This window comes from Candidatus Collinsella stercoripullorum (assembly GCF_027669965.1).
GTDB classification, from domain to species: Bacteria; Actinomycetota; Coriobacteriia; order Coriobacteriales; family Coriobacteriaceae; genus Collinsella; species Collinsella stercoripullorum.
The window spans coordinates 53,906-75,759 of sequence record NZ_JAQECM010000002.1; the positions used below are offsets into that span (position 1 = coordinate 53,906).

At 60.7% G+C, this 21,854-nt stretch carries 24 protein-coding genes; 20 read left to right on the plus strand and 4 right to left on the minus strand.

The features are described from left to right. The first annotated feature begins 189 nt into the window (after positions 1-189). The 19 genes from PHA29_RS00915 (at position 190) to PHA29_RS01005 (ending at position 16,020) form a co-directional block, all read left to right on the plus strand. Positions 190-1,335, plus strand: coding sequence for an RNA-dependent RNA polymerase family protein (locus PHA29_RS00915; RefSeq protein WP_270847547.1), 1,146 nt, complete (start codon positions 190-192; stop codon positions 1,333-1,335). 48 nt (positions 1,336-1,383) lie between these two features. Further along, positions 1,384-1,626 (plus strand): hypothetical protein, encoded by a 243-nt coding sequence (locus PHA29_RS00920; protein WP_270847548.1) that lies wholly within the window; start codon positions 1,384-1,386, stop codon positions 1,624-1,626. Then, entirely contained in the window at positions 1,623-2,066 is a 444-nt protein-coding gene (locus PHA29_RS00925; protein WP_270847550.1) for a hypothetical protein, read from the plus strand. Before PHA29_RS00920 ends, PHA29_RS00925 begins: the two co-directional genes overlap by 4 nt. Positions 2,067-2,078: 12 nt before the next feature. Beyond that, positions 2,079-2,339: a phage holin gene (locus PHA29_RS00930; RefSeq protein ID WP_270847551.1), complete on the plus strand. Its 261-nt coding sequence runs from the start codon at positions 2,079-2,081 to the stop codon at positions 2,337-2,339. Then, a complete protein-coding gene (locus tag PHA29_RS00935) occupies positions 2,340-2,996 on the plus strand; it encodes a C39 family peptidase (protein ID WP_270847552.1) in 657 nt (218 codons plus the stop codon). It abuts the gene before it with no gap. A 1-nt stretch (position 2,997) separates the two neighbouring features. Further along, positions 2,998-4,092 carry a LysM peptidoglycan-binding domain-containing protein gene (locus PHA29_RS00940; RefSeq protein ID WP_270847554.1) on the plus strand — a complete coding sequence of 365 codons (1,095 nt, stop codon included), beginning with the start codon at positions 2,998-3,000 and terminating at the stop codon, positions 4,090-4,092. Between the two features lie 640 nt (positions 4,093-4,732). Next, a complete protein-coding gene (locus tag PHA29_RS00945; RefSeq protein WP_270847556.1) occupies positions 4,733-5,644 on the plus strand; it encodes an FRG domain-containing protein in 912 nt (303 codons plus the stop codon). A gap of 39 nt (positions 5,645-5,683) precedes the next feature. Next, positions 5,684-6,682: an Abi family protein gene (locus PHA29_RS00950; RefSeq protein ID WP_270847558.1), complete on the plus strand. Its 999-nt coding sequence runs from the start codon at positions 5,684-5,686 to the stop codon at positions 6,680-6,682. Between the two features lie 138 nt (positions 6,683-6,820). Further along, positions 6,821-7,333, plus strand: coding sequence for a GNAT family N-acetyltransferase (locus tag PHA29_RS00955; RefSeq protein WP_270847560.1), 513 nt, complete (start codon positions 6,821-6,823; stop codon positions 7,331-7,333). A gap of 243 nt (positions 7,334-7,576) precedes the next feature. After that, positions 7,577-7,897: a PadR family transcriptional regulator gene (locus PHA29_RS00960; protein WP_270847561.1), complete on the plus strand. Its 321-nt coding sequence runs from the start codon at positions 7,577-7,579 to the stop codon at positions 7,895-7,897. Then, positions 7,884-8,516: a DUF1700 domain-containing protein gene (locus PHA29_RS00965; RefSeq protein WP_270847563.1), complete on the plus strand. Its 633-nt coding sequence runs from the start codon at positions 7,884-7,886 to the stop codon at positions 8,514-8,516. Before PHA29_RS00960 ends, PHA29_RS00965 begins: the two co-directional genes overlap by 14 nt. 15 nt (positions 8,517-8,531) lie before the next feature. After that, positions 8,532-8,795, plus strand: a complete 264-nt coding sequence (locus PHA29_RS00970; RefSeq protein WP_270847565.1) for a hypothetical protein — start codon at positions 8,532-8,534, stop codon at positions 8,793-8,795. 151 nt (positions 8,796-8,946) lie between these two features. Then, complete coding sequence (locus PHA29_RS00975; protein ID WP_270847567.1) at positions 8,947-9,669, plus strand: ABC transporter ATP-binding protein; 723 nt, start codon at positions 8,947-8,949, stop codon at positions 9,667-9,669. Continuing rightward, entirely contained in the window at positions 9,666-10,505 is an 840-nt protein-coding gene (locus PHA29_RS00980) for a hypothetical protein (protein ID WP_270847568.1), read from the plus strand. Before PHA29_RS00975 ends, PHA29_RS00980 begins: the two co-directional genes overlap by 4 nt. A 1-nt stretch (position 10,506) precedes the next feature. Continuing rightward, positions 10,507-11,283: a hypothetical protein gene (locus tag PHA29_RS00985; protein ID WP_270847569.1), complete on the plus strand. Its 777-nt coding sequence runs from the start codon at positions 10,507-10,509 to the stop codon at positions 11,281-11,283. A gap of 104 nt (positions 11,284-11,387) precedes the next feature. Further along, positions 11,388-12,056, plus strand: coding sequence for an ATP-binding cassette domain-containing protein (locus tag PHA29_RS00990; protein WP_270847570.1), 669 nt, complete (start codon positions 11,388-11,390; stop codon positions 12,054-12,056). Continuing rightward, positions 12,053-12,808 (plus strand): hypothetical protein, encoded by a 756-nt coding sequence (locus PHA29_RS00995; protein WP_270847571.1) that lies wholly within the window; start codon positions 12,053-12,055, stop codon positions 12,806-12,808. The genes PHA29_RS00990 and PHA29_RS00995 overlap by 4 nt, the downstream gene beginning before the upstream one ends. A 550-nt stretch (positions 12,809-13,358) precedes the next feature. After that, the gene (locus tag PHA29_RS01000; RefSeq protein WP_270847572.1) at positions 13,359-15,746 is read left to right on the plus strand and encodes an AAA family ATPase; all 2,388 of its coding nucleotides are present in this window, start codon (positions 13,359-13,361) and stop codon (positions 15,744-15,746) included. Beyond that, a complete protein-coding gene (locus PHA29_RS01005; RefSeq protein WP_270847573.1) occupies positions 15,736-16,020 on the plus strand; it encodes a hypothetical protein in 285 nt (94 codons plus the stop codon). Before PHA29_RS01000 ends, PHA29_RS01005 begins: the two co-directional genes overlap by 11 nt. 278 nt (positions 16,021-16,298) lie before the next feature. On the opposite strand, the gene PHA29_RS01010 is transcribed toward PHA29_RS01005, so the two are convergent. Both PHA29_RS01010 and PHA29_RS01015 read right to left on the minus strand, forming a co-directional pair. After that, a complete protein-coding gene (locus tag PHA29_RS01010) occupies positions 16,299-17,336 on the minus strand; it encodes a hypothetical protein (protein WP_270847574.1) in 1,038 nt (345 codons plus the stop codon). Then, positions 17,299-18,519: a WYL domain-containing protein gene (locus PHA29_RS01015; RefSeq protein ID WP_270847575.1), complete on the minus strand. Its 1,221-nt coding sequence runs from the start codon at positions 18,517-18,519 to the stop codon at positions 17,299-17,301. The genes PHA29_RS01010 and PHA29_RS01015 overlap by 38 nt, the downstream gene beginning before the upstream one ends. Positions 18,520-18,644: 125 nt before the next feature. On the opposite strand from PHA29_RS01015, the gene PHA29_RS01020 reads away from it, so the two are divergent. Continuing rightward, on the plus strand, positions 18,645-18,911 hold the full coding sequence (locus tag PHA29_RS01020) for a hypothetical protein (protein ID WP_270847578.1): 267 nt from the start codon (positions 18,645-18,647) through the stop codon (positions 18,909-18,911). Here the strand turns inward: PHA29_RS01020 and PHA29_RS01025 are convergent. Next, positions 18,865-20,136, minus strand: a complete 1,272-nt coding sequence (locus tag PHA29_RS01025; protein ID WP_270847580.1) for a tyrosine-type recombinase/integrase — start codon at positions 20,134-20,136, stop codon at positions 18,865-18,867. The genes PHA29_RS01020 and PHA29_RS01025 overlap by 47 nt on opposite strands. 447 nt (positions 20,137-20,583) lie before the next feature. Then, the gene (locus tag PHA29_RS01030; protein WP_270847581.1) at positions 20,584-21,789 is read right to left on the minus strand and encodes a helix-turn-helix domain-containing protein; all 1,206 of its coding nucleotides are present in this window, start codon (positions 21,787-21,789) and stop codon (positions 20,584-20,586) included. Positions 21,790-21,854: the final 65 nt, after the last annotated feature.

Genomic DNA, 21,854 nt, shown 5'->3' on the forward strand with positions numbered 1-21,854 from the left:
CGGAGCCCCAGTGGAAGGAAGCCGTGACCTTCGGGCGAGAGCCCGTGAATATGGGCCCTGCGGGCGGCGGCGGACGCTGCTTGCATGGCGGCGGCCAGGATGCCGGCCGCCGTTTCATGCCGTCGTACCAAGCGGATGTCTGGGCATTCATTGCGATCCGTGCAGGGCCCGTTCCTTTGGAGGTGACGTGTGAACTCTGAAGAGCGACGCGCTGCCAGGAGGGAGAGGCGCGAGGAGAAGAGGGCGGCGAAGCGAGCCGCGAGGATCGAGCGGTGCACCCTCGAAGAGGTCGCCGACATGAACTCCCTGTACAGGGCGCAGCGCCAGGCCGCGCGAGGGGTCAGCTGGAAAGCCTCGACGCAGAGGTACCAGATAAACTGGCTTCTCAACATCAATCGAACTCGCAGGGACCTTCTTGCCGGCAACGACGTGCGCAGGGGGTTCCATGAGTTTGACGTCTTCGAGCGAGGGAAGCTGCGCCACATATCGTCCGTTCACTTCTCCGAGAGGGTGATCCACAAGTCACTCTCCCAGAATGCCCTCGTACCCGCCATGACCCCGTCGCTCATAGACCGGAACACGGCGAACATGAAGGGGAAGGGTCTGTCCTACGCGCTTAAGAAGCTCAAGAAGGATCTAGCCGACCACTACCGAGAGCACGGCAGTGACGGGTACGTCCTGCTCATGGACTACTCAGGCTACTTCGCGAGCATCGACCACGGCGGAGTGAAGAAGCTCGTCAGGAAGCACCTTGACGACCCGCGCCTCATCGCCCTGTCCGACTCCCTCATCGACTCTCAGGGTGAGCGCGGCCTCGGGCTCGGGAGCGAGCCCAACCAGGTGTGGGCGGTCGCCTACCCGAACCCGATAGACCATTACGTGACGGAGCTGTGCCACGTCGAGGCGTACGGACGGTACATGGACGACTCCTACGCGATTCACGAGAGCAAGGACCACCTCAGACTCGTGGCGGCGTGCGTGGCCATACTGTGCGAAGACATGTGCATCGTCCCAAACCCAAAGAAGACGAGGATCGTCAAGCTGTCCAACGGATTCACGTTCCTCAAGAAGAAGATCTTCTACGGAGAAGACGGCAAGGTGGTGATGAGGCCGTGCCGAGAATCCATTACGCGGGAGCGCCGGAAGCTGAAGCGTCAGGCCGGCCTCGTATCCGAAGGCGTCATGAGCCTGGAGGACGTCACCCGGTCGTACCAGTCGTGGCGCGGGTCTCTCACCGGCTTGAGCGCCCAGCGGACCATGGAGTCGATGGACGCCCTGTTCCGCTCGCTTTTCAAAATCACGGAAGACCCCCCCCAGAGACCAAAAAACCGATAGCAGCGTTTATGAACCCCTCGCAAGAGGGGTTTTTCTTTAGGAGGGCAAATGGAACCTAAGACGATCGACGGGATCGACGCGGAGATCGCCGCGTGCAAGATCCTGCTCAACAACAGCGACTACCAGGCGATGAAGCACGCTGACGGCGCGCTCACCGACGAGGAGTACGCGGAGATGAAGGCAAAGCGCCAGGGATGGCGAGACACGATCAACGAGCTTGAGGCGCGGCGCATGTCCCTTGAGGCAAGCCTTGAGGGCGAGGTCGCGACCGAGGGACAGGGGAGCGAATGATGGATGAAACTGGGGCCGCACTCGTGGAGGCGGTCGAGCCCTACGGCCTTCTCCCGCTTCTCTTCATGGGAGCGGGGATAGCTGTCGTGGTGGTGCTTTGTGTCTTCATTCTGCCGACGTGGCGCAAGAACCTCGAGGCGCAGCAGGAGATCGAGCGCATTAAGGCCGAGGCGCAGATCGAGCTTGAACGCAAGCGGGAGGAGAGAAAGGCCGCAGACGCCGAGAGGCAGGCGCAGATGGACAAGGAGCGCGCTGAAATCGACGGGAGGAACGCCGTCACCACGGAGGGTCTGAAAACGTCGATAGACGCCATGCGCGCGACGCTCGACCGCAACAACGCGCTCCTTGAGGGGAGCCGCAGCGGCTCGGCGAAGATGGGCGAGACGGTCGAGGACACCAACCGACTCGTCACGGAGATCCACCACGTAATCGTCAAGTAGGAAGGACGAACAATGATCAACTGGACCATACGAGTCAAGAACAAGAACTTCTGGATGGCGCTCATCCCCGCCGTGCTCCTGCTCGCGCAGGTCGTGGCGGCGGTGTTCGGCTACCAGCTGGACCTCGGCGAGCTGGGCAACCGCCTGCTCGACGTGGTGAACGCGCTCTTCGCCGTGCTGGTGATCCTCGGCGTGGTCACCGACCCGACCACCGAGGGCGTGGCCGACTCCGCGCAGGCGATGACCTACACCGAGCCCAAGAAGGACGAGTAGGTGGCGGGGCGAAAGCCACTCGCCGCGATCGCTGCCCTGGCTGCTCTGGCCCTCGCCTGCGCCGCCGCGCTCCTCTCGTGGCTCGTGCTCTCATCCCAGCCGGATCAAGCCGAGCCGGAGCCGGTCGAGCCGGTTCTTGAGGTCGTCTACGACGAGCCCGCCCCCTCCGTCCCCCTGTACACGCAGACGGACGAGCGGTGGGGCGGGCTTCCTTATGCTGACGCCGACCTTGCCACGTCGGGGTGCGGGCTCACCTGTGCGGCTATGGCGTGGCAGTACTTGAGCGGCGAGGAGTGCACCCCAGCCATGCTCCTGAACCTCGTTGGCAACGATTACGTGCAGTCGGGCCAGAACTACATGCCCGGATTCTGCTCATGGATGTCCGAGCAGGATCCGACGCTCGACTACACGGTGCTCTACGAGAGCCGGGACCGCGCGCTCCGCGAGCTTAGCGAGGGCCGTCTGGTCTTCGGCGAGATGCAGGGCAGCTTGGTGGATGGCGGCAGGGAGTACGGAGGGCACATCGTGCTGCTCGTGGCGGTAGATGGCGGCGAAGTGACGATACACGACCCCTGCGTTCCTTACGCGGAGGTCATTTCGGAGCCCCGGTTCCACGAGGTGGACTGGGGCTATTTCATATCCATCGAAAGGAGCTAGCATGGCGCTAAACGGCATCGACATCAGCGACTACCAGAGGGGCATCGACCTCACGAAGGTACCCTTCGACTTTATGATCTGCAAGGCGACCGAGGGCACGAGCATCGTCCACAGCACGTGCGACCCGTACATCCAAACGTGCAAGAGGCTCGGGAAGCTCTGGGGCTTCTACCACTTCATGAACGGCGAAGACCCCGTGGCGCAGGCGGACTACTTCTTCAAGCACTGCGAGAACTACTTCGGCGAGGGCATCCCGGTCTTGGACTACGAGATGTACGGCAGGATCGGAACCGCCGGGGCGAAGAGGTTCCTCGACCGCATCTACGAGCTGACTGGCGTGCGCTGCATCGTCTACATGAGCCGTAGCGTGTGCAACGAGGAGGACTGGTCGCAGATCGCGCCCAACCACGCCTTGTGGGTCGCGCAGTACGCCAACAACAATCCGACCGGGTACCAGGTCGACCCGTGGCTGCCCGGCGGCGGCTTCGGCGCGTGGGGCAGCTGCGCCATCCACCAGTACACGTCCACGGGGCGGCTCGACGGCTACGGCGGCAACCTCGACCTCGACATCGCGTACATGACGCGCGAGGCGTGGGCTAAGTTCGCAAACCCCAAAGGGGCTGCTGCTCCCGGTGGCGGGAACAGCGCCTCAGACGGCGGCGGCTCCGACCCTGCTCCCGATGCTGGCTCTGAGGGCGTAGCCCCTTCCGGCTCCACGCTCGACCTCGCTTACCACGTCGTTTCCAACAACATCAACGGCGATGCCCGTAGGGACTACTGCGGCAGTCGCTACGATGAAGTGCAGGGCTTCATCAACGACACCCACAACGCATCAGCCGAGACGCTTGCAGAGTGGATCAAGGCCGGGAAGTACGGCAACAACCCTGTGCGGAAGACCGTTATCGAGGCGTGCGACGGCAAGTACCAGGAGGCGATGGACATCATCAACGGGACGGGAAAGACATATACCGTGAAGAGCGGTGACACGCTCAGCGGCATCGGCGCGAAGCTCGGCGTCAACTGGAAGGACATCGCGAGCAAGAACGGCATCAGCTCGCCCTACACCATCTACCCGGGCCAGAAGCTCAAATACTAGGGCCATCGCGGGGCATCCTTCGGGGTGCCCAGCTTTTTTCATGTCTTGAAGAGTCGGGTTCAAGCACTCTGGTTAGGGGTCATGCGATTTCAGCCGTCAAACAGCATTACAGCGGCTTGTCTACCTGCTGGTTCTCAAACATGTTTATGCGAGCATGGCATCAGTAGGTAGCGCATAAAGATGTCGCTTCTGTGCATAACGAACGTATGGCTAAGCATGGCTAAGTGTCAGCGTTTGCTAGCGTATATCAACGTTTTTTCAAGTTGAGCTATCAACAAAAGGCCAGCTAGATTATACTGTGGAGTTGTATTTCTTTCCCTGACACGGAAGAGGTCACAAGTTCAAATCTTGTAACGCCCACCAAACTTTCGCAGCTCAGAGCATATTCGCTCTGAGCTGTTTTTGTATCTGTCCAAATGGTGTCCAAACAGCTGTCCAAATTCGGTGGGATTTACCGGACGATATGGAATGTCAAGTTATGCACGGACTTGAGTTACATAGCTTCGAGGATATGATTTATCTACACCAATAATCCATGGATGCTCATGATATACGCAGGTAATAGCCTATTCTTGTAGAGTCCAACGGGATAGTATCTTGGCTGTTCCTAAAGCTGCTAACAAGAATGGAGTCTCTTAAATTGGAAGCACGTGATCAGGATTCTCGTAGGATTAGTAGCGTTAGTGACTACCTGGCTATCGTAGACAACGCGTCAAATCGGGACTTCCTGATCAATGGGGTGAACGGAGTCACTTTTTATAGAGGCCAACCGGATAGCAAGTGGGAATTGTCTCCAAGTTTGTTTCGTGAGGGGCTTCTCGATAGCGAGAACGTATTGCTTACCTCAATTAGGCGGTATCGTCCGGATGATTTTACGGGTAGCAGATTGCAGCAACTGGCTTTGCTCCAGCATTATGGGATGCCTACAAGGTTGCTTGACGTGACGACCAACCCGTTAGTGGGGTTGTTTTTTGCATGCGGCGGACCTAAAGATGCGGATGGCCGAGTATTTGTTTTTCCCAAAATGCCCACGTCATGGGGCTCCGACCCCTTCATAAGCATGGTTATAGATTATTGCTTTGATTTCTGTGCTGTAAAGTGTGACCTCGATGCTGTATTAGATCAGGTGAAAGCAAAGTATTCGGTTACTCCGCATCACATAATGCCTGATACGGTGAAGCGACTTTTGGTACATCTAACAATTCCGTACCAGTTTGTCTTGCCAGAATGGACCAACCCTCGAATAGGCGCTCAACGCGGGGCGTTTATTGTCTGCGGAATGGATTTGCTGCGCGTTGAGCCGGCGATAAGTCACGTTGACCCTAACAAGCAGTACTACTTTTTTGGTCCCACCAGTGATCTGTATGGGCGTTTAGAGAAGCAGGGTACGTTCTCCCTTATAGTTCCCCATCAATACAAAGAAGATATTCTGCGTCAGCTCGAAGCGATTGGAATCGACGAATCATCATTGTTTCCTGATTTGCCGCATGCAATTGCCCATACAGTAAGAGAAGTGAAAGCCCGCAAACTCGGACCGCACTGCTTTTCCTAAGCTGTCTTCAGTTTCTGGTCGTAGGGTAGAATTGCTTGCATGATGGATGATGTTAGGAAACTCACAGCTTGGGGCATGGATGACGGCGTTCATGACGCGCTATCCCTCAAGCCCATAACAACTCCTGAGCAGCAGATCGATCTGCTCAAGGGCAAGGGCGTCACGTTTGAGCGCTGCGCAGAGGAGCGCGCGCTCAAGATTCTTGCGAGCGCCGAGACCTACCTGCATCTCTCTGCCTACCGGGTGCTTTTCCAGCGCCATGAGGACGGTCCCGACGCTGGGAAGTTCGTGAGCCTCGACTTCGGGGACCTCTTGGACGTGAGCTCTCTTGACGACGTTCTCCGCGAGACGTTTCGCCTCATGGCGAAGGATGTCGAGCGCGCGGTCAGGGCATGGCTCGTGTCCGATGCCGCTGAGCGCGGGGAGGATGGCTATGGGATTGTCGCCGACTTCGTGTCCTCCCTACCGCGCGGCTTCCGCGAGAGGCTGAGACGCGATCTCGTATCGCGTTCCCAGGCGGACGAGTACGCGGGGTCGTTGATCGGCCACTACCGGGGTGCCATGCCCGTATGGGTGCTGCTGGAAGTGGTACCGTTCGGGACGTTGCTCGCCTTTTACCTCTTTTGCGTTGAGCGCTGGGACGAGACGGGAAGGCGGGAGATTCACTACGCTCTTAAGGATGTGAAGGCCGTTCGCAACTGCGCGAGCCATGCGGGCTGCCTGTGCAACGGCTTCGTGCCCGAGCGCGAGACGAGGCACGCAACCTCGGGGGTCGCGCTCGAGTGGCTGAACGTCCACGGCATCCGCAACAGCAAGGGCCGCCGAGCCAGATTGCGCAACCGTCGCACGCAACAGCTCGTGACCACCGTGGCACTGCATGACATGCTTGCGGGCGAGCATGCCTCCCCGGCGGCGCTTGACGCGGTCGCTGGCCTCCGCCCCCTGATGGACGACGCGATTGCGCGCTATGGGACGCAGAACCCTCTCGTGTCTCATCTTGCGTTTCTTGCAAGGGTTCTTGACGTGGCACGAGGCTGATGCCATGATGTACACAGATGCAAAAACCTTCGAGGTTTTGTAAGGGCCGGTCCTCTCGGGGACTGGCTCTAGTTGTTTATGGGGCCTTAATTGATGCTGGATGCCATGCGGTGACTAGAAGAACGACCGGCGGGTGATATGATGAACGGCGACGCGCTCAGCAGTGCAGTCATGTCGGTCAGGAAACTTTCCCATTCCGACCTTCCCGCACTGCTTTCCCTCTGTCTCGGCAATCCGCAATACTATGCATTCCTCGACGAGGAGCCGACGATGGACGCGCTTGCTGCCGAAATGACCGAACTGCCCCCAGGATGCCTCCCGAATCAAAAGTCTTATCTCGGATTCTTCGATGCCGGCGGGGATCTTATCGCCGTGCTCGACCTCGTCCGGGGATATCCGGCTGAGAGGAGCGTCTTCATCGGATTCTTCATGGTCTGTGTCTCTCGACAGGGGGCGGGTGTCGGGAGCTCGCTCATAACGCGGCTTCGGGACCGCCTCCGCGGCGAGAGCGTTTCTCGCGTGCGCCTCGCCTACGTCGAGGGGAACGAGCAGTCCCGCCGGTTCTGGGAGAAGTGCGGCTTCGTCGAGGCTGGCGCACCGATCGACCAAGGTGAGTATAGGGTCGTTCCTATGGAGTACCGGCTGACGTAGCCTATGTGATCTGAGTTCTCTGCATATGAGGCACGAAGCTCGGCGAAGGATTGGGACGAAAGAACTAGAGCTCAAAGGCGCGATCGGACACTTTCTCAGCCTGCCACGATGGTGACGGAGGCTGCCATGAGGAAGGTGTTGCGAGCGCCTATGACAGGAGAATCTTCTCGATAGATGTTGACGCCTGATACCTTGCGTCGTATAGTGTGCGTAGCATAGTATACGACGAGGGGAGGTGTGCGGATGGAGGCCCAGATGAAGCGCGGCTTCCTGGAGGCCTGCGTGCTCGCGGCCATCTCGGGCGAGGAGTCCTACGGTTACCAGATCGTGAAGGACGTTCCTGTGAGTATGGGGCTCACGGAGTCCACGCTCTACCCGCTGCTCAAGCGCCTGGAGAAGGCGGGCTGCATCACGGCGCGCTCTGCCGGGCACAACGGGCGGGTGCGCCGGTACTACCGCATCACGGACGCCGGGCGCGAGCGCATCGAGGAGTTCCTGGCAGAGTGGCCGTCCGTGCAGGAGATCTACGCATATGTTGAGGAGGCACACCATGACGCGCGATGAGTTTCTGAACCGGCTGGGCGAGCTTCTGGCCTGCCTGCCGGCCGAGCAGGTCGAGGAAACCAAGGCGTTCTACGCGGAGGCCATCGCCGACCGTATGGAGGACGGCATGACGGAGGCCGAGGCGGTGGCCGCCATGGGCACACCCGGTGAGGTCGCCGAGGCAACGCTCGACGAACTGCCCGCCGTGCCACGCGCGATCGCGAGGACCAAGCGCATGAGCACGGCGCTTCTATGGGCGCTCGCCATCGTGGGCTCCCCGGTATGGATTCCACTGCTGCTCGCGTTCGTCGCCGTTGCTGTTGTGGTCTACATCTGCATCTGGATTCTCGCGCTTTGCGTGTGGATCGTGGCCATGGCTCTCGCGGGCGCAGGCGTGGTGGAGCTCTTGTTTGCGGTGAGCGGGGTAGTCATCGGACATGCTCCCTATGTCTTCGCATCGGTCGGAGCGGGCCTTGCACTCCTCGGTTTGGCACTTCTTGCAGGCGCTGGCGCCTGGGCGGCCTCCAAGCAAATCGCGCGCCTCTCGGCCCTTTGGGCGAAGAAAGCCGTTTCGCCCTTCTGGAAAGATCGAGGCAATAAGAGCAGCAGGGGCGCTGAAGCGGCGCCGCTCGCGGTATAGGAAGGAGTGCCAATCATGTCCAGCGTAAAAAAGATTTACCTTGCCGTAGCGAGTGGGCTTGTTGCCGCAGGGATCGTCCTGGCTGCTATCGGATTTGTGGCCTCCGGCTTTGACCTCGCCGTGTTCAACACACAGATCGACCTGCGCGATGACACCGTCATTCTGGGTGGTGTTGAAGTGGACGACCCGACAGGGCTTCCACTCATCGAGCAGCTTGCCGAGGTTGGCGAGATTGATGTCTCGGCCCCCGAAGCTCCGGAGGCACCCGCCGTGCCTTAGCCGCGCACCGATAGGGAATACCGCACGTTCCGTCATATGAGCTGACGCTACGCACCCAAACCCGAAACCTACAACCGACGAAGGCCCGCCCTCCGTTTCGCACGGGGGTTCCTGACGCATACCAAAAACCATCCGAAGAGAAGGGAACGCCATGACCACAGCTACGCCCCTCCGCCTCCGCGGGGTCGCGAAGGCCTACCGCGGGAGGACCGTCCTCGGCCCCATCGACCTCGCCCTCGAGGCGGGTCGCATCTACGGGCTCATCGGCGAGAACGGCGCCGGGAAGTCCACACTCATCCGCATCATCACGGGCACCACCAGCCCCAGCTCGGGCTCGGTCGAGCTGTTCGGCGCGCGCGGCGGACGCGGGCTCGCCGCCGCCCGGAGACGCATGGGCTACATGCCCGACGCGAGCTCGGCCTACCCGGATCTCTCCGCGCGGGCGAACCTTGAGGTCCGCTGCCTCGAGTGGGGCGTCCCCGCCTCCGGGGTAGACGGGCTGCTCGAGGCAGTCGGGCTCGAGACCGCCGGGAAGAAGCGCGTCCGCGCTTTCTCGATGGGCATGCGCCGCCGCCTCGACCTCGCCGTCGCGCTGCTGGGCGATCCCGAGCTCGTCATCATGGATGAGCCGGTGAATGGCCTCGACCCGACCGGGATCATAGAGGTGCGCGAGCTCATCCGCCGGGTGAACCGGGAGCGGGGGACGACCTTCCTCGTCTCGAGCCACATCCTGCCCGAGCTCGCCGAGGTGGCGACCGACTACGTCGTGGTGTCGCAGGGGCATCTCGTAGGGACAGTCCCGGCGCGCGACGCGGCGGGTGCCGCCTCGCTCGAGGCGCTCTACGGGAGACTCGTGCGCGGGGGCGACCGATGATCGCCTTCACGCGGGCGGTCAGCGTTGAGGCGCGCAAGCTCCTCTCCTCGCGGGCCCTCCCCGCGCTCACCGCCTGCGCCGCACTGCTCGCCGCCCTGACCATGACCTCCCCCGCCGAGTTCCCGGGTGGGCCGCTTCTCATGACGGCAGGGTCCGATCCCTCGCGGATCGGCGGGGCGATCGGCTTCATCGGCAACGTCGTCGACCCCTCGGCGCCCGGTCTCTCGGCGGTGCGCACGTCGCTCGTCTACACCGTGCTGTGGATTCCCGTGGCGATCGCCTTCGGGCTCGCGACGTTCTCCGTCGACTTCTCGTGCGGCGCCGCGCGCGTCTCGCGGGCGCGGGGCGCTTCGCTCGCGGAGTCGGGGGCAGCGCGCATACTCGTCGCGTGCTGCGCGATGGCGGTGCTCTATGCCGCGTCGTGCGTGGCGGCGCTCGTCTTCAAGGCCACTCAGTACGGTGCCGCCATCGGTCCCAGTGAGTTTTCGGCATTCGCCGGCGCGGGCGCTGTCAACGCGCTCGGCCTCTGTGCGCTCGCCTCGTGGTCTGCCGCGCTTTATGCCATGTCCCGCGGTTCGTTTATCACCGTCGTGGCGCAGCTCGCCCTCGCTGCGCTGGTCCTGCTCGGCTATCCGAGCGCCTACGGGGCGGCGGCTTCGGCGGGAGCGGTGGCACCGGTCCTGCCCTGGGCGCTCCACCCTGTCTTCTACCTGCTGAACGCTGCAGCGCTCTGCCTCGATACCGCGCAGACGGCACTCGCCCTCGGCATCTGCGCCGCGATGCTCGTCGGCGGCGTCGCTGCCGCAGCGGTGGCATCTCATCTCAAGGAGGTCTGACATGATGCGAACTAAACCTCTGACCGCCCAGGCGCGTGTGGCGCTCGCGAGCGGGGCACCGCTTGCCGTGGTCGCCTGGGTCTCCGCCGTGGCGGCGCTCTACCTGTTCGCCGGCGCGGGCGCCTGGGCCGCGGGCTTCACCGCATCCGGCGAGGTGCTCGGCTTCCTGCCCGACCCCGCTTACGCCGCAGGGGTGTCCGGTTGCGGCGCAGCGGAGGCGATTGCCGTCGCTGCGCTCGCGCACGCGGCCGTGCTCCCCGTCGCGGCAGTTGCGGTCGCCTATCTCGTGCTGCGCGAGGGGTTCTCGAGTGGAGCCGCAACCGTATCGTTCGCCCGTGGGGCGCGGCGTGGGGCATGGCTCGCCCGCAGCGCCGCGATCGTCTCCGCGAGCGTCGCCGTGCCCTTCGCCGCCATGAGCCTTGTCGCCGCGTGCGCGCTCGGGGCGGCGTCCGGCGCGGCGCCGGCGGCCGTCGCGAAGGAGCTCCTCCCGCGCCTCGCGGTCGCGGCGCTCGTCGCGGCGAGCCTCGCGTGTCTCTCCGTGGCCGCGTTCGCCCTGCTCGGCGTCGGGCCCTTCGCCGCGACGGCGGTGATCGTCCTCGCGGTAGCCGGCCTCGTCTCCCAGATGTCGGGGGCGCCCGTCCCGACGCACATGGGAGCCCTGGCGGTCGCCTGCGGCATAGGGACCGCCTCGCAGCTCCCCGCGCAGGCGCTCTTCGCGGCGGTCACCGCCGCGGCCGAGCTCGCCTTCGCCTTCGTCGCGATTCAGAAGAGGGCGTAGGGCGGGTGATGGATTCGCAATCCGCGCCTGATCCATGCCTGCGGCTGCAGGCATAACGGTCTAGCTATACCGGGTCGATTTTCTAATGACGGAAAGGAGCTGACATGGTGATTCACTTCTCCGTGGGCTACGACTTGGAAAGCCCGCTGGTCCGTGAGTGCGACCTGCGCATCGACGAGGGACGGGTCACGAGCATCGTCGGGGACAACGGTTGCGGCAAGTCGACGGTGTACCGCACGCTTGCGGGCGAGATGCCGCCTCTCTCCGGTGCGGTCCCGGGCGACCTGCCCGGGCGCTGCTGCACCGTCTCGGACCGCTCGAAGATTCCCGGCGAGGTGCTGGTCGGTGACATCGTCGACCTTGTCGGCGAGGCCGGCATGGCGCGGCTCCGCTCCCGCTCGCGCATGATTGCGGACGTCGTGGAGGGCCTCTCGGGGACGCGCGTCTCGAGGCTCAGCACGGGTCAGCGCCGCCTGCTCGAGATCGGCGTCTGCCTCTCCACGGGGCGGGACGTCCTCATACTCGACGAGGCGTTCAGCGGCCTCGACTACCGAAGCCGCCAGGCGTGCATCGACGCCGTGCTCGCCCTCGAGGGGACGACCGTCCTCGCGACCTCGCACAACCTCGAGGACGTCCTCGCCCTCGGCGACCGCATTCTGTTCCTAGACGCGGAGGAGAGGGCCCTCGTCGAGTACCCGGGCGAGAGGACGGTGGAGGCGCTCCGCGCGTTCATGACGGCGCGGATGGAGATGAGGGGTGGCGATGCCCTATGAGGGCGATACTGCTGTTCGAACTGCGGAGGATGTTGCGCGGCCGCACGGCGCTCGCCCTTGTGCTCGCTCTCGGCACCCTCCTCGCGATGTGCGCGATGCTCTCTGCCCCGTACGCGGCACAGGGCGGGCTCGCGCTGCCGGGCGCGGTGGCACTCGTCTACCACTCGGTGCTCTCGCAGTTCGGCTTCATCGTGCTCGGAACCATCTATTGCTACGCCTTCGCCCGCGACTTCGACGGGACGTGGCGCTTCTACGCCCAGGCGGGTGTGTCCCCTCGCCATGCCGTCCTGGCGCGGCTCGCGCTCCTCTCGCTGTTCTCCGTCATCGCCGCGGCGGCGATGTACCCCCTGCTCTCCCTCGCGTTCGGGTCGGCGGGCAACGCGTCGGCATTCGCCGTTGCCAGCGTCGCGCTCTCGGTGCTCTTCTGTTGTGCCCTCTCGTGCTCAGTCTCGCTCGTCGCGAGGAGCCCCCTCGTCGCGACGCTCGCGGTCCTCGCCCTCTTCATCGCGAGTAGCTTCCTTAACATGAACCTCGGGGGCGTCTTCTTCCAGGCCGACCTCAACGGCGTCTCCGCTGCTACCATGAGCGCACTGGTCGGAACGGGTGACGCGGCGACGGTGCCGTGGATCGACGTTGCCCGGTGGGGAGTCCCCGCGTCGCTCGGCCTCTCGACCGCCTGGCTGGCGGCGGCGGGGCTCCTCCTCGCGGCGTCGCTCTCCCACCTGGCACGTCGTGACGCAGCGTGGAGGTGAAGCGTCCGAGCTTGACCGGTGCGGCATTCGTTATGTTCGGCGCTCTATATTTGCCTATTCTTACGTGCTATGGGTGTCGCCAGGATGGCAACCCTCCACAGGACGGCCTGTTCAATTGGGGTTCCTTGGAAAACTATTCGCCACTCGACTTTGGAATGCGCCCTGATTCGAACTCGGCCGCAGGGCGTAGTTGCCTTTAGTCGGGACGACAACGATGAGCTGAAGCAACCGCTATATTCCCGTCACTTACGCAATTCCCCGGCTGGGGATATCTACTCTGGCTGCGCATCGTTATGATGCATCTCAATATCATCTAAGAGCGCGTGGGTGCACCCTTGTACCGTTCGGATGATTCGTATCTTACCCTCGATTATCGATTGAGATAGTTTAAGAGATAGTAATTCTAAGTTTGCGGGAGATAGCAATGGGGCTTTCAGAAGGAGTGCTGTTTATAGAGTGGTCGAATTGTATTTAGAGTGAGTATTCGAGACTGATTTTTTCGTAAGGCAGGATTAGATACCGAGCCGTAGATATTTAGGAGCTTTGCACTATGCCAAGAGAGGATGAGCGTATCTGCACACGGGGTAAGATTTGGGAGCTCCATATCCACTCCAATCAGTGCTTTTCGGCAGACAAAGAGCTGAAGAAGCTAAGTATTCTCGAGTACGTAACGGCGATCCTAGCGGTTCTCGAGGACTACAGGGACCTCGAGATGATTTCCTTTACCGACCACAATCTAATATGCTTCGATTTGTATAAGGAGTTTATTAATAGGAAAAGTAGATTTATCCTGCTTCCGGGCATCGAGATCGACACGTCCCTGGTTCCTAACGGCGAGAAGAAGGATAGTAAGCACATAGTTGTCTATTTCGACGCCGTCGACAATCTAGACCGACTCGAGATGATAGCTCGAGAGGTTAACCGGTTCATGATTTCGGAAAACATTGGGGTACAGGATGGCCAGCATCCGATTTACATTCACGACTTGCTCGATAGGCTGGCGACCCTGAAAGTGCAGTTCATCCTTAGTCCGCACGCGATGAAGCAGCAGAACAGAGACATCGACGCCGACTGGCATTGTATGGAGGACGCAGAACGTGCGGGCACTATGAAAAAGTATCTTGACCAGTTCTTCTGTTTCTGGGAGGCTAGCGGGACTAGCCAGATTCACCATGCAACTCAGTTTTTACGCGATATGGATTGCGGCGAGAGGATTTCAGTAGTCGCGTTTTCTGACTCAAAGGACTTCGATAAGCTCAGAAAATATCTCGATAAGCCGTGTCAGTATTTTAACGCTCTGCCGAGCTTCAATGGCTTAAAAATGGCCGGAAGCGAGATGGCGAGAATTACCCGTGAGCAGTATCGCAATGACAGTGCGGAGCTTGGCAGCTACATCGGAACAGTTCTTTTCGGTGGGCGAGAAATAAAACTCTCGCCGCGTCTGAATGCCATTATTGGTGGTAGGGGCAGTGGAAAGTCCGTTCTCTTGGATTCGTTGGCCAATGGCCTCGGACTGCCCGGCGGTCGTCTTGAGAAGAAGAGAACAGATTTCATCGGAAAGCTTCCGATATCCCTTTCAAGTATGAGTGGGGTTCCAATTAGCGCCGGGCAGTTCCATTTTGACTACTACAATCAGAGCTACATTTCGAAGCTGTTCGAGAAACAGGGTGACGATTTCAATAAAGAGCTTGAGAGCTACTTTTCTTCCGCATTTGAGCGCATTGAGCCGCTTGAGACCTCCGCAATCAAGCGTAGTAACGAAGAGAGCTTCGAGTCGAATTTAGAGTCTTTCCAGAGCCAAGATCACGACAATTTGGAAGGGTTTGTTGAAAAGTACATCGTCGATAATAAAGACACTCTCAGTATCGCTATTCGTGATAAAGATCGAAAAAAGCCAGACGCTAAGCTGGCGTCGTTTTCCTACGAGGAGAGTCTCGCCGCTCTTGCCAAGGCGATAAAGCCGAAAATCCCTCCTTTCCTCCGCGAGGATAAAGCTGTTGAGGAAGCGGCAAACAACCTGTATCGCGTCATTTGCGAGCGAGCGTATGCCAAACGGATGCAATACCTTGAGAGCGACTTTTTCTTCAATGCCATTATCGACACCTTCAAGGCGAAAAAAGCAAGCATAAGTAAGGCTCAGAAGGACCGTTCAGAAGCGAAGACGCTCTTCCGGACCATATTCGAGGAGAAGGGGATTGGCTATCGTAGGCGAGTGTCGCTAGTCAACGTCTTTGTGAGGGCGTGCGATGGATTCCAAACTCACTACGAGAACTCGTGCCATGCACGGGGAGAGCGGGAAAGAGCCTTCCTGTTCAAACGAGAGCTCGATGTTGAGCATCCTCTGGACTACATGGCGAGGCTCTTTTCTGAGCAAATATCCTCTAGGGGATTGGGCGCATGTGAGCACAGCAACTTATGGGCATACATTCAAGCCTTTTGCTTCGATGAGGACTGCTACAAACAAGGGTATAGCGCTGAGACTCTCTTTGATGCGTTGTCAAAATATGATCTGAGGTATGAGGAACGTCTGTCGATAAGCTATTTGCGCGACGACGGCGGATACGATGACATCTCCACCCTTTCGCCCGGAACGCAGACCAATATCCTTCTTGAATACATTGTCCATCAAGAGACAAAGAAGCCCCTGCTTATCGATCAACCTGAAGATAATGTTGACAATCAAACCATATATAGCGACATCAAGCGCTGGTTTATGAAAATGAAGCACATGCGACAGGTGATTGTCGTGACGCATGACGCGAATATCGTTATCAATGCTGATGCGGACAATGTCATCATTGCATCACAGGATAAGAATGGAAGCTTTACCTATAAGTATGGTGCCTTGGAGTACGACGATACGCTCGAGGACGCCTCATTGATTCTTGATGGGGGCAAGGAGGCCGTGAAGAGGAGGCTTTTGAAATATGGCGAGTAGCGAAGTGAAAGTGACGCTCATGCCCAAGGTTGAGGTTGCGTTAGCTACCGATAATCCCAACATTGGAGAGTTGGTCGATACGGCAGTTCTTTACCGAGACTCGCTGGATATTAGCGCAATAAGCGTTACGTGCGAAGATGAGACATTTGACGCCCAAAGCTTTACCGAGATTGTTAAAGACTCGATAAAACAGCTAATTGAGGCAATCGAGCTTGAGAGGGATGCGTTCGACAAGGCGATCCTTTCTCTTGAGACCAAGGACTCGCAAAAGTGAGTGGTTCCGTTGGATTTGCGATGCAGTTGATGGCACTCGCTTGAGGTGCGAAATAGAGGCAAATACTAGACTGCCCCTCCGCCTTAGATGGGCGGAGGGGAGCAGGATAAGGCTCCACTACGTTTCGACAGAAGAGCGGGCGGCGCAACCCGGCGAGCTGGGTTCGAGGTGCAGGTCAGCGGGGTCGCAACGAGGAGGCCGAGAGATCTTGACCGTGTAATCGGCGGGCGGGTGAGCGCATACGAGAGCACGATTTACCGAGCTAGAGGCCGATTACATCAGTATGCATCGGAGCTGTCGCAGTCCTTGAGCTCGGGCCAGCCGTGTATCGTCCACCCCTTGCGGTTCGCCACCTCGGTGCAATCGCTGTATAGCTTCCGGCATCGCTTGCCGTCGTACCCTATTGGGCGCTTTGCCGGGTCGGCCATTATGCACGCGAGTTCTCGGAGGTGATGGAATTGCAGCGATTCGATTCCTACCGACAGAAAAAGGGAGGCTGCGGACCCGTAATCAGGTGGCAAATGCCTGCCGTCTTGGAACAACCCGTTGAAATAGGCACTGCCAAGGTCTTCCTTTGCGGGCGGGAACCCCCTGTCTGCGAGCGCACGGAAAAGCTTATGGCTTTTCTCAAATAGATAAGGATCGTTGCCCAAGAGTCTTTCTTCTTCGCGGACATATGCATGGAGCCTATCGGGAGCTCCCATTATTTTATCTGCTATCTGCTCAATCTCGATGTCCTGCACGGATGGCAGACGCTCCTCGTCATACACGCGTTGGAAGATCGACTCCTCGTTTTCGAGTGCCTGACGTCCGGACCTGACATAGGCTTGGTATTCGTTGCATGCGCCGTGGACTTCCTCCACCTTGTCGAGGAACCGCTCCATGTCGCAGAGGCACACTATGGCTCTCTTCCATGAGCGCCAGTCATCGGGCGCGTCCTCATGGGAGTGGAAGTTATTCCTGTCATCCCGCAAGGTGAAGACCCAAGAGCGAATCTTCTGGTGTATTTTTACGCCTGCCAGCCATGGATCGTTTTTCGGGTCCATATCCTCAATTAGCAGTGCGCACAGCAGCGTGACGTCCATATTATTCGTCGAGAAGCCGTCAAAGTCCTCGTCGAGCGCCCTCTTTGCTTTGAGATATGTGCTGCCGTGCTTTCCGCCGGCTTTCCTTTCCGCGAGAGAGGAGAAGCGCGTCTTCCATTGCCGGCCATTTGGGCTGTCGCGTATGAGCAGGTCTAGATACCCTGCGAGGAGGTCGCGCATGATGGCTATCTCGTCATTGATCAGGTTTCTCGCGCTCTTGGTCCGTTGCATCGCCGTCTCCTTGCCAGCCGTCGAGGGATTCGAGCGCCTCGGTCAGCATCTTCCTGTACCCGGCTCTTGCGGCGCGGTAATCCTCTAATAGTAAATCGTACCCCTTGAAGCAGCCGGTCATGTCGTCCCAGTACGGTTCGAGCCAGTCGATGGACTTCGGCTGCTCGAGTGCGATGGCCGTGCGCATCCCGAAGAGCCAACGGTAGAATGTCGGCGAGAGCTGCACTACGACGCAGGCACAGCCGCTGGACCCGTCCTCGGCAATATGGCTAATGTGGGCGCTCGCCCCGAACCTGTCGCGAAAGTACCCGGCGGCCCTCTCGTGGACTCTGAGGAAGAGGACCCTCGGGGTCCCGTCACCCCACATATCGAAAACCTGGCTTGTTCGCTCTTCGACGGTCCTTCGCAACTTCCTGACCGTTCGGGTATCCTGAGCCCTTTTGCTTGAGACCGATGGGTCGCGCATCTTGTCGAGCCTTCTGTTGAGTTTGGCCCATTTGCCCTGCTCGTGTTCGCCCCAAGTCTCAAGATAGTAGTTTCCGAAGCTGAATATGAGCCTGATGGGGGTCTCCTCGAACACCTTCGTCCCGTCCGGAGCGGTCATGAGACGGCTTCTGCCGTCGAGGCCCTGCGCAACGTAGGAGAACCGGATGCGCCGCTTCTCCCTCATGGCCTTGGAGGCGACGTCCGCCGCGTGGAACACCTCGGTCTCGTCGGACGTCTCCCTGCGGTCGATGCACACGTCGTCGACGATGGAGTCCTGCTCGTTGATGGAGACGAGTTCGTATAGCGAGTTGCATAGCGCTAGCCGGTCCCCGGCGGTGATGAACTTGCATGTGCGCACCATGTTTACGAGGAGCCTCACTTGTGAGGTGCTGAGGGCCGAGCTGGTGCACCTGAAGCCATCGTTCTTCCCCCTTGCGGGCACGCTGACCTCGATTCCCAGCGGCCTGTTCCGGGCGATCTCGTTCAGGTCTGACAGGACTTTGCCCTCTGTCGGGGCTTTGCCCGTCCTAAGCCCGATTATCTCGGCGATCTCTCGGGCGGTGAGGCCGTGGCCTTCGTCGGTAAGGGTTCGGACGATATCCAAGATGGACAGAAGCTCCGACTTGGCTGTGCCGGTCGAGCATGCTGAGGGTTGAACCGACCCCTCGAGAAGTCGAAGCTCAGAGTGATTTTTCATTACGTGCCTCCGTCAAGATGACATTGAAATATCAATGTCATCTTGACGTATTCGGAAGACGTTGCACAACGACGAACGACAGAATTCTTAATGATGCAATTCTCGACGATGAACGGAGGACGGAAATGCTGGACAACACGATGCAGATGATGCGCGGGTGTGGGGACAAGCTATTTCGGGGCTTTACAGTTGAAGCTTCGACTACGACGACAGGAGGCACGGTGTCGTCCCAGAGCGGAGCGGGGACGGTCCTGTTCATGGCGTTCCTCGTCTGCTCGCTCGTGGCGCTTGCCATCGAGAACGGGAAAGACGTCGAGTTGGATCTCCATTCCGGCAAGCTCTCGATCAAGGGGCCGCGTCTTGCGCATGATGCGCTGGGGCTTTCGGCCTAGAAGCCCTCCGGCGTGTATTCGACGCGCGCGGCGCCCCTCCTCGCGGTATGCAGCCTTCGCGCGCTCCAGGGGATCGAACCTCGCCGAGGCGTCGGGCGCGTCGAACATCGCGTCCACGATGCGGTGGGTGCCCGCGCGCCTGAAATACGGCTCGAGGTAGGTCCTCAGCTCGTTTTTGATGTCGTTGATGACGAGGCTCCTTCCCATCAGGAAGTTCGCGAGCGCCGAGGGGATGGCGATCCTTCGCGACTTGCCCTCGCCGCTCTCCGCCAGAACGCAGACGTGGACGGAGTCCATCAGCCTGATCTCGCTGCCGAGGCGAGCGACATGAAGTCCTTCGTGTGCGGTCGGGCGTGTAGAACGAGTCGCCGTCCCCGAGGACATAGCAGTCCTCCCGCGCGCTTGCCCCGAGAGAGCTCCTGAGGGAGCGCAGGGTATCGGCGAGCCCCTTCTCGAGGACGACCTCCCGCTCGCCTGCCTCGGTCTTCGTGCCCTTGAGATAGGGTCTGCCGTTCGACACCCCGACGGCGCGACCGACTCTGATTCTGTTGGCAACGAGGTCAACGTCGCCCCACCTGAGGCCAGCGACCTCCTCTCTTCTGAGCCCGGCGAGCAGCCCGAGGCGCGCCGCAACGCTCTGCTTGGTCGTGGGGGACGCGTCCAGGACGGATAAAAGCATCGAACGGCTCCTCTCGTCGAGCGCGTTCGGACGAGGCTTCCGACGCTTCGGCGGCTTGGTCGCCTTGTTGAAGGGGCTGCGATGGATATGGCCCATCTCGCAGGCGCAGTCCATCACCTGTTTGAAGAAGCGATGGTCCTTTGCAACGGTGTCGGCGACGAGGCCGTCCGCGAGCAGAGCTGCCTGCACGTCCATGACGTTCTCCGGCGTTATCTCTTCGATTGAGTAGCCCTCGAGATAGCGCGCGAGATGCTTGATGGAGCTGCGGTAGTTGGTCGCGGTGCTCGCCTCTATCTGCTGGGAGCGCTCGCGCTCGTCAACGTAATCCAACATGTACGCAATGAGTCCGCGGCTTGAGGCGCCGTCTCCGTCCTGCTCGATCAGCTCCCTTCTGATGTCCTCCATGATGAGGGTCGCGGCTCGGCGAGAGGTTGCTTCGAACGATCTGGTTACGATGCTCGAGCCGTTTCTATCGGTCCGGCAGAAGCGTGCCTGCCAGTGCCCCTTGCTTCGCTCGCGCAGGCTTCCTTTCGAGTAAGTTGCCATTGAGACCAGCTCCCGAATGTCTGTCCAAATGAATGATGTCTGCTGTCCAAACGCTGTCCAATATAGGTTTGGACTCACCGTAACGGACGGCCTGTCTGGAATCATAGAGAATCAGAAAAGTCGAGATAGACGGACCAATCGGACGCTCTGGATGCATGAAGTGTGAAGATTGATTCACTGGGAAACGCCTGTTGGCGGAGCGGCAGGGCGCTGACACGGAAGAGGTCACAAGTTCAAATCTTGTAACGCCCACCACGAGAACGCAGGCCGGAGGCTATAAGCTTCCGGCCTTTCTTTTTCAGCTCCCTTGCTGCACGGTCAGGCGCCCTCAGGTCGATGCGGGGTCGCGGGCGGGCGCCTTATCGTGTACGGGCATCCGGCTGCCGTGTGCGACGTCCGGCTGTCGTGTACGGGCGCCCGGCTGCCGTGTGCGACGTCCGGCGCGCCTTATCTGCTCGCCCCTTCATCCGCAAACCCCCGTGCGGACGCCACAACCTCCCGATAGCGCGGGTCGTCGCCGGCGAGGTCGCGCCACTCCGGCGACGCCGCCCGCTCGGCGACAGCCCGCCTCATCACCGCCGTCGTCTCGTCGGCCTGGCGCGCCTTGTGCTCGGCCCACGCGGAGCCGACGCGGTCCGGGTCGGCGCGGTCCGCTATGCGGTCGAAGAACGGGGATGCCGAGAGGCCGGGTGAGCGGGGGTCGACGCGCCCCGCGGCCATCGCCGCGCGCGCAAGGGCCTCGATGGCGCCGTCCCGCTCGCCTGCTCGACGAAGCGCCTCGGCTTCCTCGAGCGCCATGCTGACGGGGTACCACGGGTTCAGCGAGCCCATGCCCAGCGCGTCGTACACCGCCGTCGCCGCTGCGCCGGCGTCATGTGCGAACGTCGCGTCATCCCGCATCCCCATCTCCTGCGCGAGCGACGAGAGCACGAAGTTCGCCGCGCGCAGCCGCTCCATCTGCAGAAGGTCGAGGGCGTCGCCATCGCGACCGAGCCTGCAGTAGGCAGAGGCGAGCAGCATCGTCGGGGCGCCCGCGTCCTGCCGGCGCACCAGCGGCTCCAGCAGCGACACGGCCTCCTCATAGCGCCCTGTCTGGAAGAGCGTCGTCGCCTTCTGCTGCTGCGCGAGGAAGAGCACGGGCGCCTCCGTCGCGATCTCCAGAGCGCGGTCGATGAGGGCGAGCGCCGCGGATCCGGGCACAGCACCCGTCGCGCCGTCGGTTCCGCTGCCGTCTGCGTCGCCCGTCGCGTCCGCGGGCGCGAACGGCGACGCCATGCCGGCCGACCATGCCGTGAGCAGCGACGCCAGCATGAGCAGAAGGTTCGCGTCCGAGTAGTGCTCCGCCGCGAGCGCGCGAAGCCGTTCGCGCGCCGCGTCGAGATCCGTCTCCGCCAGCGCGTAGACCTCGGCGTAGAGCGCGGCGGACTCCGCCTCGGTGAGCTCGTCGCGCCAATCGAAGAGCTCGTCCAAGGTGAGCGAGAAGTACGCGGCGATGCGCGGCAGCAGGCTCACGTCCGGCAGGCTCTGGCCGAGCTCCCATTTCGACACCGCGGCCTTCGAGACGCCCAGGTGGGCGGCCAGCGCCTCCTGCGTGATGCCCATGCGGCGGCGCTCGCGCGCGATCGTACGGCAGATGTTGATGCGTTCGACCATCTGTTCCTCCCTTGATGCGATGGATGGGCGGCTGCCGGCTGCCATCTCCAGTATGCGGTCGAGCG